The following is a 16,480-nucleotide window of genomic DNA, read 5'->3' on the forward strand; positions in this document are numbered from 1 at the left end:
TAATCGTTATATGTTAAGCCCATCCCCAAATTCCACCAAGAAGGCATTTAGCCGAGTTGCGCTCGTCGGAAAATTTCATGCGGATGGCATTGATGAGCACCTAAAAGACCTGGCCGTACTAGTCAAAAGCTTGGGATGCGAGGTATTTCTAGAGGCTGCCACAGCACAACATCTGGATTTAAAAGACTTTCCAATCAAGACCGCAGAGGATTTTGCTGGGGCAATTGATCTGGTTGTCGTTCTTGGAGGCGATGGCACGATGTTGGGTATTGGTCGCCAACTAGCGGGTAGCAATGTGCCGCTTGTGGGCATCAATATGGGTCGACTTGGGTATATGACGGATATTCCCATTCAGTCTGTGCAAACTATCCTCCCCAAAATTATTGCTGGAGACTATGAAGCTGATACTCGCACTCTTCTCGCTGCAGTCGTCATGCGTGATGGTAAAGAAATTAATCGCGCTCTGGCATTGAATGATGTTGTTGTAAACCGATCAGGTATTTCTGGAATGGTTGAACTGGCAGTACATGTCAATGGCTCTTTTATGTACAACCAAAGATCAGATGGCTTAATCGTTTCAACCCCCACTGGCTCAACTGCTTATGCACTCTCAGCTGGTGGCCCTATCTTGCATCCCCATGTGGCAGGTATTTTGCTGGCGCCAATTGCACCGCACTCGCTTTCTAATCGACCAATCGTTCTACCCCAAGATAGCGTTACCGTGATTGAAGTTGTTGATGGCAGAGAAGTGATTGTCAATTTTGATATGCAATCTCAAACGAATTTGCAAAGCGGTGACAAGATTGAAGTGCGCCAATCCGACAAAACCATTGCGCTTCTTCATCCAAGCAAACATAGCGACTACAAAACATTGCGCGAGAAACTGCATTGGAACGAGTACCCATCGACATTCTAATGTCGAGTTTTTTGCTACGCTAATACATGCTTCAAACTATCTCACTTCGTGACTTTGTCATTGTTGATCAGCTTGAATTAGATTTTTCTTCGGGCTTTACGGTGCTTACTGGTGAAACCGGCGCTGGTAAATCCATCCTACTTGATGCACTTGGCTTAGTGCTTGGCGAACGCGCCGATAGTAGCCAAATTCGCGAGGGCAGCAATCGAGCAGAAATTTCTGCGCTCTTTCGTATTGACCCTGAGCAAGTGAAATCTTTTAACCATTGGTTGGATGAGCAAGGCTTCCCTCTAGAAGATGAAGGTCGAAGCTTACTTCTCAAAAGAACGGTCGAATCCAATGGTCGTAGCCGCGCCTTTATTAATGGAAGCGTAGCTACCTTAACCCAATTATGCGAAGCAGGCGACCAACTTGTCGATATTCACGGGCAACATGCACATCAACTTTTATTAAAGGGTGGAGCACAACGAGAACTTCTTGATCGTCATGCAGGCTTAATACCGCTTGCGACAGAAGTTTCCCAATCATTTAAAATTGTTGCCGAATCCCGACGCCGTTTGGAGCAAGCTGAAAACGCTGGTCAGGATATCGAACGCGAACGAGAGCGTCTTGAGTGGCAACTTGAAGAGTTAACTGAGCTCTCACCACAAGAAGGTGAATGGACAAGCATTCAAAGTGAGCATGCAAAACTAGCTAATGGCGCCAAACTGATTGAAGGTTGCCAAGAGGCTATTAATACTTTAAGTGATGCAGACAATTCGCTTGCATCTAGCTTAACTAAAGTTTGCAGTTCTATTGATTCATTAGTTGCACATGACTCAGGTCTTAGTGATATTAGCCAAGCGCTTGAATCAGCCAACATACAATTAGACGAAGCTATTCATGGTCTCAATCGCTATCTTCAAAAGCTTGATTTAGATCCAGCCCGACTAGCGCAAGTCGAGGAACGCATGCAAGTCCTGCACAGCACTGCAAGGAAATATCGCACCGAACCTGACGAGCTTCCAAAGCTTCTAACTGAAACCTCAGAACGCTTAGACGCACTGACAGCCTCGCAAAATATTGATGCTCTCCGTGAAAAAGTAAAGCAAGAAGAGGCCGCTTATCTCAAGTTAGCTAAACAGCTCTCACAAAAACGCGCCCAAGCATCATCCAATCTAAGCAAGCTTGTCACAGAGGCTATGCAAGATTTATCTATGGCAGGCGGCCGTCTTGAGATCACTTTAGTGCCACTTTCTGAGGGCGGATCACATGGTCTAGAACAAATAGAATTCTTAGTAGCAGGGCATGCTGGAAGCACCCCTCGACCACTTGCAAAAGTAGCCTCTGGTGGGGAATTGGCGCGTATCAGCCTAGCAATCAGCGTCATCACCAGCAAGGCTTCATTTATGCCCACACTCATTTTTGATGAAGTGGATGCTGGCATTGGCGGAGCAGTAGCCGAAACTGTCGGGAAACTCTTGCACCAGCTAGGTCAGTCACATCAAATTTTATGTGTCACTCACTTACCGCAAGTAGCAGCACAAGGCAATCACCACTTTAAGGTCAGCAAATCACAAAGTGGTGAGAAGACGGTCTCGCAAGTACAGATCTTGGGCAGGGCTGAGCGCGTTGAAGAGGTTGCACGTATGCTGGGTGGCGCCACGATTACGGATACCACCCGACGTCACGCACGCGAATTACTAGAGCAAAACTAACGAAGTTTGTGTGATCTTCTGAGGCATTAAGCCACGCTAGGCACTATCAGAAGATGCATTAAAAATTTGCAGCCAAAGCGCTTGCACTACATCTTTAGCAGCGATTAACTGGTGCTCATTTTCTAGATTAATACGAGTCTTTTCAGCCCCGTCTAAGCGCAGACGATGTTGACGCGCCCTCAGCAATCGATAGGCATCTCCTACAGAATGAGCAAGGTCTAACGAGATTAAACCTGCCTCACCAGCAATTCTGAGTAATGCGATATTGCCAAGATTGCCAAGTAGCTGAGGATATTGATGTGCATAAGCTAGCACCAGAAACTGCACAATAAACTCAATATCGACCATGCCACCAGAATCATGCTTGAGATCAAACTCTGTGTCCGTATTGGGATGGCCAGCATGCACCTTACGTCGCATCTCTAAAATTTCAAATCGAAGATGTTCAATGTTCCGTTTCTGACTTAACACCTCGGAGCGTACTGAGTCAAAAAAGTTGCCTACATTTGAATTGCCTGCAGAAAAACGGGCTCTAGTTAGAGCCTGATGCTCCCAGACCCAAGCGGCATTATCACCTTCGCGGAGTTGGTATTTTTTAAAAGCATCGGCATTCGTAACCAAAAAACCAGCTGATCCGTTCGGGCGAAGACGAGTATCTATTTCAAATAAGCTACCTGTAGATGTATATGCAGTTAGCCAGTTAATCATTCGCTTAGCCAGTAACGCATAGACCTCCTGCGCAGCATAGTCAGAATCCTCGGCTTGATACAAAAATACGAGATCCAAATCAGAGGCATAGCCCAATTCTTTTCCCCCCAATTTGCCATAAGCGATGATGGCAAATGGCGGAATGACTTCGGAAGATAATTCAAATTTTTTGGCCACCCCAGGCCAGACACGCTCAAACGTGGTTTGCAAAATTAAGTCCGCAAGCGCAGACAAATGGTCGCTCACCTTTTCTACTGGCAAAGCCTGTTTTATCCCGATTCCTAAATCCGCCAACAAGGTAATAAAGGTTTCGTTGTGATGAACAACACGCAGGATATCCATAGCCTGTTCAGAGCCATCATCCGCAGACATCACATCATCTAACCTCATGTTGAGATTGGACTTTACTTCTGCCCAATATTTCTCTGGATTATCAATTAATGCCCTCTCAATTTGCGAGTTCAGCAAGTGATCGAGCAAATGGGGATGGCGGGTTAAATATTGGGCTCCCCACTGTGACGCTTTTAGTAACTCCAATACATTAGACAAAGCCTTTGGGTATTCAGCCAAAATTGAAAGATAAGCACTGCGCCTAGCTATAGCCTCAAGCAAGTCAAAGAAACTCAATAAGGTATGATCCGCATCAATTGGGCTAGCGCCATTACTCTGCAGATTGCGTGCAGCGCTACACATCAAATTGTCGACAATTAAACGACTCTTCTCAGGCAAGAGTTTTTGCTTTGGGCTATCAACCCACGCCTCCCAACGAAGAAACGATTCAGGAAAAAAAGATTTGTCTGGAGCCCAGTTGTTTGCTAAAGGCGTAATTTCAAGGCGTGCATCATCATCTAATAAAAAGGCTTTTTCAAAAAGCTGTGCCACATTATTTTGATGACGATCAAGTTCAGCAATAAATGAACTTACTGGCGTATTTAAACCTTGCATCGAAATCGCCAAGCGTGAACGGGCCTCAGCATCGTCGGGAAAATAATGGGTTTGCTGGTCATCCCACACCTGAATCCGGTGCTCTAATCGCCTCAAGAAAACATAGGCTTCTTGCAGAGACTCCACTTCATCCGCGTTCAAGATGCCATTTTGCTTAATAAGCTCTAATACCTCCAAGCTTGGGCGCACTCTAAAGCGAGGATCAGTACCACCACGCATCAGTTGGAACATTTGCGCTAAAAACTCAATCTCTCGAATGCCACCACGTCCCAACTTAATATCTCGTGAGCGCCCCTGATGACCAGAAGAGCGCTTCTCCGCTTCTGCTTTAATTTGCGCATGCAAATCTCGAATAGCTGCAATCACGCCGTAATCTAAATATCGGCGATACACAAAAGGACGAATCAATTGATCTAATTCTTTTTGGCAATGAGCAAAATCTGGAGAGTTCGGCAAAGGCGCAATCAATCTGCCCTTAATCCATGCGTAACGCTCCCACTCTCTCCCCTGAACCAAAAGATACTCTTCTAGCATATCGAGACTACATACAAGGGGTCCAGAGTCCCCATTGGGACGAAGGCGCATATCTACTCTGAATACAAAACCATTGGCATCATGCTCAGCAAGTAATCTAATGAGGCTTTTACCCATTCGGGTAAACCACTCCTGATAAGACAAACTTTTTGGGGCACCGTTAGTTTCACCATCGTGCTCATATAAAAATATTAAGTCGATATCAGATGAAAGATTCAATTCCAAGCCACCTAATTTACCCATTCCAACAACCATTAACGGCATTTCAGAATTTGTGGTTCGACTCCAAGGTAGGCCAAAGCGATTTTTCAGATCCTCGCGGACAAATGCAATCGATGCAGAGACTGCTAATTCAGCAAAATGGCTTAGCGCATGTGTAACCTCTTGAAGGTCGGCCATGCCATTTAAATCCCGAAATGCCACCCACAACATTAAGCGCTGTCTTGCCAAGCGCAAATTGGACATCCATAAGACCTCATCCCGCTCTTCAACTTGCTGGTATACAGAACAGTCATTCAGCAAATGCTGAATACCCTCTATGTCGATTTTTTTCCGCCCCTGAATACGAAGCCATTCAAGCCACTCGGGGTGCGCACCGAGCCAGCGTCGAGCATAGGTTGAGTGTTGCTCTAGAAAATCAATCTGTTGGGAAAATTCATCCATCCCCCCATCTTAATCCGACCTAGAAGACCTAGCCAGAAGCTTGGCGATGAAGCCAAGGCTGACGGATAATAGATGCCATGCTGCAAAATATTATCCCTCCTCGCCTCAAGAGCGTGTTTGCTAAACGTCCTCAAGGGTTGGGTGGGACGTGGCGCAAGCGAGCCCTGATATTGGCAGGATTTGTCTTAGTACTTTTTGTGCTGGGTCATATAGGGGTGCGTTTTGTACTTTGGCCACAAATCGAGAAATCCAAAGCATCAATTGAGAAAGTTCTGAGCGCCCGTCTCGGAACTGAAGTCACAATGGATTCCTTACAGGTTTCATGGACAGGCATTAGGCCCGACTTTGAAATTGAAGGCCTTCGCTTCAGTGGCCCCGATAAAACAAAACCCCCACTCTCCATTCAGAAGATTAATGGACAACTTAGCTGGGCATCCTTTTATCATCTTGCGCCCTATTTCCATGAACTTAATGTTGAAAGCGCTGAAATTTATGCTCAACGCAATAGCAATGGAAAAATCACCATTGCCGGCATTTCAGTTGATGGAAACACCAATGACTATTCAGCAGAAAATTGGCTTTTTGCGCAAAACGATATTCGCATTAGTGACGTTCAATTATTTTGGGATGACCAACTCAAAAAGAAAGCAATTGCTTCGATAGAGATTAAAAATCTTTCCCTTAGCAATGGCATACGCAGTCATACAGGCTCATTAAGCGCAATCACACCCTGGACCAAAGACCCTGTCTCGGCAGAGATTGACTTGGTTCATCATATTGGTGGTCAAGCTGGCAATTGGCGCGATTGGATTGGCACTATCTCATGGAGCCTAAATGAACTTCAACTCGGTCAAATTGCAAAAGAATTTGTTCTACCTCTTAATACCTTGACAGGAGTATTGAACTCCAAAGGGAAATTAAAAATCGATAACGGCAAGCCAGATGGTGGAGAGGTTTATCTCGCTGCTGATAATTTAACTCTGCAACTCTCCAAAGGCGAAGATGCGATTGCGCTCGGAAGGCTTGAAACCAATCTCACCCAAGAAACTGATGGTGGCTTGATATCGATCACAACCAAAACCTTTGCTTGGCGTGACTTTGACAGCCCCAAATCAACCCCGCTTGAGAATTTAAGTCCAATGACATTCCGCTGGAGGCCACCAGCTGGTGACGGAGAAATTAAAGAATTTGGCTTCTCATCACCTAAGATCCTTGTTGAAGATGTAGCTCTGTTTGCCCTTAATCTTCCGCTGTCGAAAAAAGTTCATCAATGGATTAAAGCTTCACAGGCTGAAGGTGAACTACAGAATTTGGATATTAATTGGTCTGAAAGTAAATCGCCTTTATCTGCATTAAATATTCCTGGAGGATGGTTTAAATCAAACAAAGTCGACTTTACGGTGAGCGCGAAACTAGTCAATTTAAGTTTCGCGGGAATTAGCAAAATAATTCCTTCAGTAACAAATCTTTCAGGCTTTCTCACTGCAGACCAAAACAAGGGCAGCTTCTCTGTCAAATCGAATGATCTTGAAGTTGAAATCAATGATTTATTGGTTGACCCTAAAATCAAGCTTGATCAAGCGTCCGGCCAAATTTCTTGGGCAAAACAAAAAGGTAATTGGGTCATCGATACGAAGCAACTCTCGCTTAGCAACCCTGAAATATCTACAACGCTCAACTTAAATTACATCATCGGTGATGCTAAAAATCCTGACGTAATGAGTCTTGACATGAATTTTGCACAAGCAAATCTTAAGACGGCTCATCGTTATTTGCCAGTGGGAATGAGCGGCGATGCCAAATCTTATTTAAGCAAAGCTTTTGATGCTGGGACCATCAAAAATGGTAACTTACACATTAAAGGGGATCCTAGCGAAGTCCCGTTTGCTAAAGCGGGCACCGGAGAATTCACTCTCAAACTACCAATTGTTAGCGCTATCTTTCATCCTGTACCAAGCACCAATGTCGCTGATGGAGTTTGGCTGCCATTTAGTGAGGTGAATGGCATTATTAGCATGCAAAACGCCAACCTAGTAATTGACATTGCTCAAGCCAAATACAAGCAAGTTGCCCTCAGTCAATTTCATGCGGAGATTCCGAGCGTTAGCGCGAAGCAATTAATTCTTGCCGTGAACGGAGAAGCACAAGGTGATGCGCCCCAATTGCTAGACTACTTATTTGCCTCACCTGTTGGCAAGAGCAAAATTGCTCTTGAGCATAATTTGAAAATTTCAGGATCTACCAATCTAAGCCTAGGACTAAAGATTCCTTTAACCGGGAGCGGAGAAACTAGTACTGATATCAGATTGAGCTTTCCAGGAAATAGAGTGCAATGGGCGGATTTACCTCCTTTTGAAAACCTCAAAGGAAGGATGAGAATTACCGAGGTTCATCCTGAGTTTGAAGATATCACCGCCAATTTTCTTGGTGGCGCCATCAAGATTTCAAGCGCGTCCTCTAACCAAAGCTACAACATTTCTGGGGATATAGCGGCCAACTTTATTAAAAACTATTTTTTAAATGATACGGCGATACAAACGATTCCAATTCTTCAATCACTTAGCGGTATTGCAAGATATGAAGGCAGCATCAACTTCAATAAAGGAAATAGCGAAACCAACCTCAAATTTGATATGCGAGATTGGGCTAGTTCTGCCCCTATCCCCGTTAAGAAGCAGCTTGGCGTTCCCATGACTGGTCAGGTAGTTCTAAAAACCACCCCAAAGACTAAAACCAATTTAGGAAGCTTTTCTTGGGATGGAAAATTTGGTGATGCCTACTTTATTAAAGGCGAAATTAGTGGAGATGAAAATCTTCGCCACGCAATCGGAATTGGAGCCCCTGCAATTACACCTACTCAAGGATTTCAGCTTAATTTAACTTCAGCAGAGCTGGATCTAGATGCTTGGCAGGACTATCTTGATAATCAAAAGAAAAGGGGCGCCCCCAGCAAGACAGAAAATCCGAGCGCAGGAAATGTTCAACTCAACGCAGATGTAAAGAAGGTTATATACCTGAATCGTAAATGGCAGGATATGAGTTTTTCTGCAAACAATAAAAATGTATCTTGGCAAATGCGTTTTAACTCACCATCCATTGCCGGCCAAATTCAATATTCTGGTCCCGATAAATTGCAGACAAGCGGCCTAATTAGTGGACATTTGACGCGTCTTAAAGTGCCACCTGAAACTACCGTTTCGATTGAGACTACCAAGCCTACTCAGAAAAATACTTTGCCAAAGGCTAAGAAAAGCCCTGAGTTAATTCCCAGTTTTGATCTGGTAATTGATGATTTTTCATGGTCAAAAGGCCAGCTAGGGCAAGTGAAGCTCAAGACCAAAACAAGCAATAATGTTTTGGTAATGGATTCTCTTCAAATTAATCATCCGCAAGGCAGCGGCACTCTCTCCGGCAAATGGATAGGCGCAACAGGAAAAGACATCGAACATACAAGCTTCAATGGCGAACTAATCATCAAAGATGCCGGACAGATCATTGCACGCTGGAGCGATCAAAAATCTGTAGAGGGTGGACAAGGCAAATTAACAGCAAATTCTGAGTGGGACGGATCTCCTTTTGATCCTAATTACGAAACCCTCACTGGTAAGGCAGTATTGAACCTAGAGAAAGGTCGATTGCTGGAAGTGAATTCTAGCGGCGCTAAACTTCTTGATGTACTTAGTTTGCAAAGCTTATTTAAATTTGCAACTCTCGATCTCAAAGGAGGCCTTGGAAATATTGTCACAAAAGGCACGCCTTTTAATTCGATTGATGCGTCTTTTGATATCAATTCTGGAATAGCTCAAACCAAAAAATTCAATATGGCTCTTGATCAAGCAAGAGTTGCCATGTCTGGGCAAATTAACATTGCCAAACATACACAAGATTTGCGAGTTACGATATTTCCTACAATTGATGCAACGGCTGGTTCATTGGCTGCTTTTGCCATCAATCCGATTGTTGGTCTCGGAGCATTGGTTGGCCAGTACCTAATTACTAGTCAAATTAATCGCAATCTTCAATCCGATTATTTGGTGCAAGGATCTTGGGATAATCCTGAAGTCATTCCACTAGACCAACAAGGGCAGCCGCTGGATCCGAAATCACTAGATACCATCAGAAGCAAAGATTTACTCAAAGAGCAAAGTAAACCGAGCAATGACAATTCAGAGCAACAAAATAATCCAAGTAATTTAATTAAAAAGCCCAATTGATCATGATGAGCGCCTTAGCAAGCACTGGAAAACTGAAGATTGCCTCCATTCAGATGATCTCCACTCCAACAATCCATGAGAATCTCTCTACGGCAAGCAGGCTGGTGAAGGCGGCAGCGGATGAGGGTGTAAAGCTAGCGGTACTGCCTGAATACTTTTGTTTAATGGGCCTGAAAGATACCGATAAAGTACATGCTCGAGAAAAGCTGGGTAACGGCCCCATTCAAGCTCATCTCTCACAACTTGCCAAAGAAAATAATCTTTATTTAGTCGCGGGTACCATTCCACTTGAAGCTTCTGATCCCAACAAGGTGCTCAACACCATGCTTGTTTTTGATCCTTCAGGTAAGCAAATTAATCGCTATGACAAAATTCATTTGTTTGGATTTCAGACTGCTACTGAGCGTTACCAAGAATCAGAAACAATTGAAGCAGGAAATGAACCGGGCCTCTTCAAAATCTCAGTTGATGGAATTGAATGGACTTTTGGTATGAGCGTTTGTTATGACCTACGCTTTCCCGAACTTTATCGAACCCTTGGAACAGTTGACTGCCACATAATTCCTGCTGCATTTACTTACACCACCGGCAAGGATCATTGGGAGGTTTTACTACGCGCTCGAGCTATTGAAAACCAATGCTATGTGTTAGCTTCAGCACAAGGTGGGACACACATAAATCAACGTCGCACGTGGGGAAACAGCATGCTTATTGACCCCTGGGGCAATATCTTGACCAATCTCCCCGAGGGAGAGGGCTTTATTTCTGGGGTTTTGAGCAAAGATAAATTAAACGAGGTACGCTCTAAGCTACCAGCACTTGCACATCGCAAGCTTTAGAGAAAGATTTGCCAAACTACATGAATGCACCAGAAGCACTATTTCCAGCTAATTGGACAAAAGCTAAAAAACAATCAGATCTAATCAAATTAGCAAAATCGATCCTACTTGAGCCCACAGGTTTATCCGAGCAAGACCTACACCGCACTTTTGGCAATCTATTCACCCACCGCCTTGATGATGCAGACCTGTATTTTCAGCATACTCGAAGCGAAAGTTGGAGTCTTGAAGAGGGAATTGTTAAGTCAGGTAGCTTCAATATTGATCAAGGCGTTGGTGTGCGAGCGATCTATGGTGATAAGACTGCTTTTGCCTACTCGGATGAAATTAATCTAGAAGCTCTAAATAAGGCTTCCACCGCTACACGAGTCATTGGTCCTGAGGGCGGAAAACAATCAGTGGCCAGCAAGTTATTTAACCCTGTTTCTAATAAGCTGTATTCAGATATCAATCCTCTGGATTCCCTCCAACCAAAAGAAAAGATTGCATTACTTGAGAGTATTGAACGTCGTGCTAAAGCACGAGATCCACGCATCATTCAAGTGATGGCAAGTTTGGCAGGTGAGTTCGATGTGGTGCTAGTGGCACGCGCAGATGGATTATTAGCTGCTGATGTTCGACCACTAGTACGTGTTTCGGTACATGTCATTGCCGAACAAAATGGTCGTCGCGAATCTGGATCCTCAGGTGGTGGTGCTCGTCACGACTACCTCTATTTTGATACTGAGCTCATTAATCGCTATGTTGATGAAGCAGTGGATGGTGCCTTAATCAATCTTGAATCTCGGGCTGCCCCTGCGGGCCCAATGACTGTAGTGATGGGACCAGGTTGGCCCGGTGTTCTCTTGCATGAAGCAGTAGGACATGGATTAGAGGGAGACTTTAATCGTAAGGGCTCCTCCGCATTTGCTGGTCGTATTGGGCAACGGGTTGCGGCTAAGGGAGTCACGGTTGTGGATGATGGCACCCTATCCGGCCGTCGTGGATCTCTGAATATCGATGACGAGGGAACGCCAACGCAATGCACCACTTTGATTGAGGATGGCATCCTCAAGGGGTATATCCAAGATAGCCTGAACGCACGCCTCATGAAGATGCCGCTAACTGGAAATGGGCGTCGCGAAAGCTTTGCATCACTTCCAATGCCTAGAATGACCAATACCTACATGCTGGCAGGAAAAGATGATCCCCAAGAAATCGTAGCGAGCATTAAACGTGGCTTGTATGCAGTTAATTTTGGTGGCGGCCAAGTAGACATCACCAGTGGGAAGTTTGTTTTTTCTGCCTCAGAAGCCTACTGGGTGGAAAACGGCAAAATTCAATATCCTGTTAAAGGCGCAACGATTATTGGCAGTGGCCCAGAGTCCTTAAAACAAGTTTCCATGATCGGAAATGACCTCAAACTCGATGGCGGCGTAGGGGTTTGCGGCAAGGAAGGACAAAGTGTTCCGGTCGGGGTTGGACAGCCTACACTGAGGATTGATAGCCTCACCGTAGGTGGAACCGCCTGATTAAGTCAAATTACGGCTTAAAATAGCCGTATGAGCCAACAAAATACGAATCCCGCCAATTGGTACTCCGCTGTTGATAAAACCTCGGATACTGACGATCAACGCATTGATAACATCTCTGTTCTGCCTCCGCCAGAGCATTTGATCCGCTTTTTCCCAATCGCGGGAACGCCTACCGAAGCGTTAATTAGTAAAACGCGCAAAAAAATCCGCGACATTATTCATGGCAAAGACGATCGCTTACTCGTTGTCATTGGACCATGCTCTATTCATGATCCAAGAGCAGCACTTGAATACTGCCAACGTCTTTTAGCAGAACGTAAGCGTTTCGCAGGTGAGCTAGAAATTGTGATGCGGGTATATTTTGAAAAGCCACGAACCACTATTGGTTGGAAAGGTTTGATTAACGACCCCTATCTCGATGAAAGCTATCGCATTGAAGAGGGTCTGCGACTCGCTCGCCAAGTGCTCATGGAAATTAATCGTCTCGGAATGCCAGCTGGTAGCGAATTCTTGGATGTGATTTCCCCACAATATATTGCAGACTTGATTTCTTGGGGCGCAATTGGCGCACGTACTACTGAGAGTCAAGTACATCGCGAACTCGCTTCAGGTTTATCTGCGCCTATTGGCTTTAAGAACGGTACTGATGGCAATATCAAAATTGCTACCGATGCTATTCAAGCTGCAGGTCGCCCACATCACTTTTTATCCGTTCATAAGAATGGTCAAGTATCTGTTGTGGAGACCAAGGGTAATAAAGATTGCCATGTGATTTTGCGTGGTGGTAAAGAGCCGAACTACGAAGTAAAGTTTGTACAAGCCGCCTGCTCTGAGCTCGATGCTGCCAAGCTTCCAGCCAGTTTGATGGTTGACTTATCGCATGCCAATTCCAGCAAGAAGCATGAGCGTCAAATTATTGTTGCTGATGATGTTGCTCAACAAATTGAGTCTGGTTCACATCAAATTTTCGGCGTAATGGTTGAAAGCCATCTGAATGATGGTGCGCAGAAATTTACACCAGGAAAAGATGATCCGAACAATTTGGAATACGGCAAAAGTATTACTGATGCTTGTATTAACTGGGATGATTCAGTTCAAGTACTAGAACGTCTTGCTACCGCTGTTAAGAAACGCAGAAGCAAGAAAAAATAATACAAAAATAAATTTAAAAGTCGTACACCCTAAAGAGACTAATTTATTTGGTCTCTTTTTTTTCGTGCTTCCAAAGCACATCTGTGCCACCAGCAGCCAGATTTAAAATACGAGCAAGTACAAAAAGTAAATCGGATAATCGATTTACATACTGACGCGGGGAATCGTACAAAGACTCCTCCCAACCCAAACGCACAATCGAACGTTCCGCTCTACGACATACAGTTCTGCAAACGTGTGCTTGTGCGGCTGCTCGTGTGCCACCTGGCAAGATAAATTCAGTTAACGGAGGCAATTGCTTGTTGTATTTCTCAAGCCAAATATCGAGTTGGGCAACATGCTCAGGATTGAGTAACTTGTAATTAGGGATACAAAGCTCACCACCCAAGTCAAATAAATCATGCTGCACCTGCAGAAAAAGCTCATGCAACTCGGCAGAAATTTTTTCTGGGATCGCCTCGGTCATTAAAACCCCGATTTCAGAGTTCAGCTCATCTACATCACCCATGGCACAGATTCGCAGATGATCTTTCTCAACGCGACTCCCGTCACCCAAGCCGGTCATGCCCGCATCACCGGTTCTAGTAGCGATTTTTGATAGTCGATTTCCCATAAGCTTAATTATAGGTAAATGGCTAAAATGAATCTTATGAATATGGTGACCCCACCCCCCGATATAGCCGCTATTAGCGCCCTACAATCCAAATTGGTTTCGGCCCTGCGCCCAATCCTGCCGGAATATGCCCTTTTGTGGGAACCGGAAGACACTATTCCTTATGAATGTGATGGTTTAGCCGCCTACAGGCGGATGCCTTTAGCCGTAGCCCTCCCCGAGACAGAGGAACAAGTCGCGAAGATTCTGAAAATTTGCTACGAGATGAAAATCCCCGTAGTTCCTCGTGGATCAGGTACTGGTCTCTCTGGTGGCGCCATGCCCCTCTCTCAAGGATTGGTATTGTCTTTAGCCAAACTCAAGAAAATTCTAAGTATTGATCCATTTACTCGAACTGCTGTAGTTCAGCCTGGTGTACGCAATTTGGCCATTTCTGAAGCGGTTGCGCATCTTGGCTTGTATTACGCACCAGACCCCTCATCACAAATTGCTTGCTCTATTGGTGGCAACGTCAATGAAAACTCGGGTGGCGTTCATTGTCTAAAGTATGGCCTCACTCTTCATAACGTTCTGCGAGTTCGAGGAATACTCATGAATGGCGAGATCGTTGAATTTGGCGGCTTAGCACCTGACGCCCCCGGTCTAGATTTATTAGCCATCATGATGGGCAGCGAGGGAATGCTTGCTGTGGTGACAGAAGTTACAGTCAAATTGGTAGCTAAACCAAAGTTGGCGCGTGTCATTATGGCTAGCTTTGATGACATCGAAAAAGGTGGTAACGCAGTTGCTGCCATTATTGCTGCTGGCATCATACCTGCTGGGCTAGAGATGATGGATAAAGCCACCACTCGTGCAGTTGAAGAGTTTGTACATGCTGGCTATGACTTAAATGCTGAAGCAATTCTGCTCTGTGAATCAGATGGCACGCCCGAAGAGGTGGCAGAAGAAATTGAACGCATGACTAAGGTGCTCGAAGAAGCAGGTGCAAGTGGTATTCAAATTTCCAAGGATGAAAGTGAGCGCTTAAAGTTTTGGAGTGGTCGTAAAAATGCTTTCCCGGCTGCAGGTCGTTTAGCGCCTGATTACTATTGTATGGATGGCACTATTCCTCGTCGCCATATAGCCACCCTTCTCAAGCGCATACAAGGTATGGAGGCAAAGTATGGCCTTGGTTGCTTAAACGTCTTTCATGCAGGTGATGGCAATATGCATCCCCTGATATTGTTTAATGGAGCGGATCAAGAGGAATGGCACCGCGCCGAAGACTTTGGTACTGAAATTTTAGAGGCCTGTGTTGAACTCGGCGGCACCATCACTGGTGAGCATGGTGTCGGTATTGAAAAAATTAATTCGATGTGTGTGCAATTTGGCGAGGGCGAACGTGAATCATTTTGGGGTGTGAAAAGCGCCTTTGATCCAGAAAAACTCCTCAACCCAGACAAGGCCATCCCCACCTTAAACCGCTGTGCAGAATATGGCCGCATGCGCATTAGTGGCGGTCAGCTGCCTCACCCAGAATTGGAGCGCTTCTAATGAGTCACTCCAATGCACAAATTAATGTATTTCGCGAACAAATTCTGAATGCCGCCAACAATAAGATATCTCTTTCAATTGAAGGTGGCGGCACAAAATCTTGGTACGGAAATGCAAATAACTACGCCAAGCTAGATACACGTCCTTATGCTGGTATTTTGGAATACCAACCAGAAGAACTAGTTATCACTGCTTGTGCTGGCACACCACTAAAAGAAATAACAGCGGCCCTCAAAGAAAAAAATCAGGTGCTCGCTTTTGAGCCACCTTATTTTGGTGATAACGCAACTTTTGGTGGCGCAATTGCCGCTGGCTTAGCTGGACCTGGCCGCATTACAGTTGGTAATTTTCGTGACTTTGTACTAGGCGCCCGTATCCTTGATGGAAAGGGTCAAGACCTTTCTTTTGGCGGCAAGGTTATGAAGAATGTAGCTGGGTATGACGTTTCTCGTTTGTTGCCTGGCTCTTTGGGAACTCTTGCGCTTTTATTAGAAGCTTCAGTCAAAGTTTTACCTAAGCCTGCCGCAACAGCGACCTTGCGTTGCCAAATCTCTCAAGAGAAAGCTCTAAAGATTCTCAATGAGTGGGCGGGTCAACCACTTCCACTCTCAGCAAGTTGCTGGATTGGTTCAACCAAAGGCGGTGATGGTGAGCTCACGATTCGACTTGCAGGTGCGGTTGCGGCTGTGAAAGCCGCTATTCCACTGATGAGCTCGTTGGCAATGGCCATTGAAGTAAATGACGAGATTGCTGAAAACTTCTGGAATGATTTGCGCGAGCAAAAACTATCCTCATTTACAAATCTCAGCGCCGATCAAACCCTATATCGCCTAGCGCTTCCTGCGGCTTGCGGACCAATTTCAATTTCTGACGCTGACGATGAAATCGTTTTGGAATGGCATGGCCAGCAACGCTGGATCAAAGCGCCTGGCGATGAAGCTACTTTTACAAGTCTTAAGGCACTTGCCAATACTCATGGCGGACATGCCACTCGCTTTAGACAGGGCGCTAATGTAGACCCTTCTTTTCAGCGTTTTACATTACTCTCCGAGCAAACCCATTCCAAAGCACTTGAAGCGGTGCAAGAACGTTTGAGGTCCGCTTTTGATCCTGCTGGTGTATTTGCCACTAAACGCCTTCCATAAGTATTCA

The 16,480-nt window shown here is 45.1% G+C and carries 10 protein-coding genes; 8 read left to right on the forward strand and 2 right to left on the reverse strand.

Going from position 1 to position 16,480, the window contains the following annotated elements:
* Window positions 1–10: 10 nt before the first annotated feature.
* Both FD973_RS09520 and recN read left to right on the forward strand, forming a co-directional pair.
* Window positions 11–916 (forward strand): NAD kinase, encoded by a 906-nt coding sequence (locus FD973_RS09520; RefSeq protein WP_215323234.1) that lies wholly within the window; start codon window positions 11–13, stop codon window positions 914–916.
* Between the two features lie 26 nt (window positions 917–942).
* The gene (gene recN, locus FD973_RS09525; protein ID WP_215323236.1) at window positions 943–2,613 is read left to right on the forward strand and encodes a DNA repair protein RecN; all 1,671 of its coding nucleotides are present in this window, start codon (window positions 943–945) and stop codon (window positions 2,611–2,613) included.
* Between the two features lie 36 nt (window positions 2,614–2,649).
* Here recN and glnE read toward each other — a convergent pair whose 3' ends face one another.
* Complete coding sequence (gene glnE / locus FD973_RS09530; RefSeq protein WP_215323238.1) at window positions 2,650–5,463, reverse strand: bifunctional [glutamate--ammonia ligase]-adenylyl-L-tyrosine phosphorylase/[glutamate--ammonia-ligase] adenylyltransferase; 2,814 nt, start codon at window positions 5,461–5,463, stop codon at window positions 2,650–2,652.
* Window positions 5,464–5,540: 77 nt separating this feature from the next.
* Here glnE and FD973_RS09535 point away from each other — a divergent pair, with 77 nt between their 5' ends.
* From FD973_RS09535 to FD973_RS09550, 4 genes are read left to right on the forward strand one after another with little or no spacing between them, the layout of a single operon-like run.
* Complete coding sequence (locus tag FD973_RS09535) at window positions 5,541–9,677, forward strand: YhdP family protein (RefSeq protein WP_215323239.1); 4,137 nt, start codon at window positions 5,541–5,543, stop codon at window positions 9,675–9,677.
* 5 nt (window positions 9,678–9,682) lie between these two features.
* Window positions 9,683–10,516 (forward strand): carbon-nitrogen hydrolase family protein, encoded by an 834-nt coding sequence (locus FD973_RS09540; RefSeq protein ID WP_215324778.1) that lies wholly within the window; start codon window positions 9,683–9,685, stop codon window positions 10,514–10,516.
* Between the two features lie 20 nt (window positions 10,517–10,536).
* Entirely contained in the window at window positions 10,537–12,027 is a 1,491-nt protein-coding gene (gene tldD / locus FD973_RS09545) for a metalloprotease TldD (protein WP_251368768.1), read from the forward strand.
* 30 nt (window positions 12,028–12,057) lie between these two features.
* Window positions 12,058–13,182 carry a 3-deoxy-7-phosphoheptulonate synthase gene (locus tag FD973_RS09550; RefSeq protein WP_215323241.1) on the forward strand — a complete coding sequence of 375 codons (1,125 nt, stop codon included), beginning with the start codon at window positions 12,058–12,060 and terminating at the stop codon, window positions 13,180–13,182.
* Window positions 13,183–13,225: 43 nt separating this feature from the next.
* On the opposite strand, the gene FD973_RS09555 is transcribed toward FD973_RS09550, so the two are convergent.
* The gene (locus FD973_RS09555) at window positions 13,226–13,795 is read right to left on the reverse strand and encodes a cob(I)yrinic acid a,c-diamide adenosyltransferase (protein ID WP_215323243.1); all 570 of its coding nucleotides are present in this window, start codon (window positions 13,793–13,795) and stop codon (window positions 13,226–13,228) included.
* Window positions 13,796–13,837: 42 nt separating this feature from the next.
* On the opposite strand from FD973_RS09555, the gene FD973_RS09560 reads away from it, so the two are divergent.
* A complete protein-coding gene (locus tag FD973_RS09560) occupies window positions 13,838–15,328 on the forward strand; it encodes an FAD-linked oxidase C-terminal domain-containing protein (protein ID WP_215324780.1) in 1,491 nt (496 codons plus the stop codon).
* Window positions 15,328–16,473, forward strand: coding sequence for a glycolate oxidase subunit GlcE (glcE, locus tag FD973_RS09565; protein ID WP_215323247.1), 1,146 nt, complete (start codon window positions 15,328–15,330; stop codon window positions 16,471–16,473). The genes FD973_RS09560 and glcE overlap by 1 nt, the downstream gene beginning before the upstream one ends.
* Window positions 16,474–16,480 lie beyond the last annotated feature (7 nt).

Source organism: Polynucleobacter sp. MWH-Braz-FAM2G (assembly GCF_018687635.1).
Lineage (GTDB): Bacteria > Pseudomonadota > Gammaproteobacteria > Burkholderiales > Burkholderiaceae > Polynucleobacter.

Bases quoted from the DNA above. Each gene is read 5' to 3' on its own strand.
- FD973_RS09520 (WP_215323234.1), top strand. From the start codon at position 11: ATGTTAAGCCCATCCCCAAATTCCACCAAGAAGGCATTTAGCCGAGTT.
- recN (WP_215323236.1), top strand. From the start codon at position 943: ATGCTTCAAACTATCTCACTTCGTGACTTTGTCATTGTTGATCAGCTT.
- glnE (WP_215323238.1), bottom strand. From the start codon at position 5,463: ATGGATGAATTTTCCCAACAGATTGATTTTCTAGAGCAACACTCAACC.
- FD973_RS09535 (WP_215323239.1), top strand. From the start codon at position 5,541: ATGCTGCAAAATATTATCCCTCCTCGCCTCAAGAGCGTGTTTGCTAAA.
- FD973_RS09540 (WP_215324778.1), top strand. From the start codon at position 9,683: ATGAGCGCCTTAGCAAGCACTGGAAAACTGAAGATTGCCTCCATTCAG.
- tldD (WP_251368768.1), top strand. From the start codon at position 10,537: ATGAATGCACCAGAAGCACTATTTCCAGCTAATTGGACAAAAGCTAAA.
- FD973_RS09550 (WP_215323241.1), top strand. From the start codon at position 12,058: ATGAGCCAACAAAATACGAATCCCGCCAATTGGTACTCCGCTGTTGAT.
- FD973_RS09555 (WP_215323243.1), bottom strand. From the start codon at position 13,795: ATGGGAAATCGACTATCAAAAATCGCTACTAGAACCGGTGATGCGGGC.
- FD973_RS09560 (WP_215324780.1), top strand. From the start codon at position 13,838: ATGGTGACCCCACCCCCCGATATAGCCGCTATTAGCGCCCTACAATCC.
- glcE (WP_215323247.1), top strand. From the start codon at position 15,328: ATGAGTCACTCCAATGCACAAATTAATGTATTTCGCGAACAAATTCTG.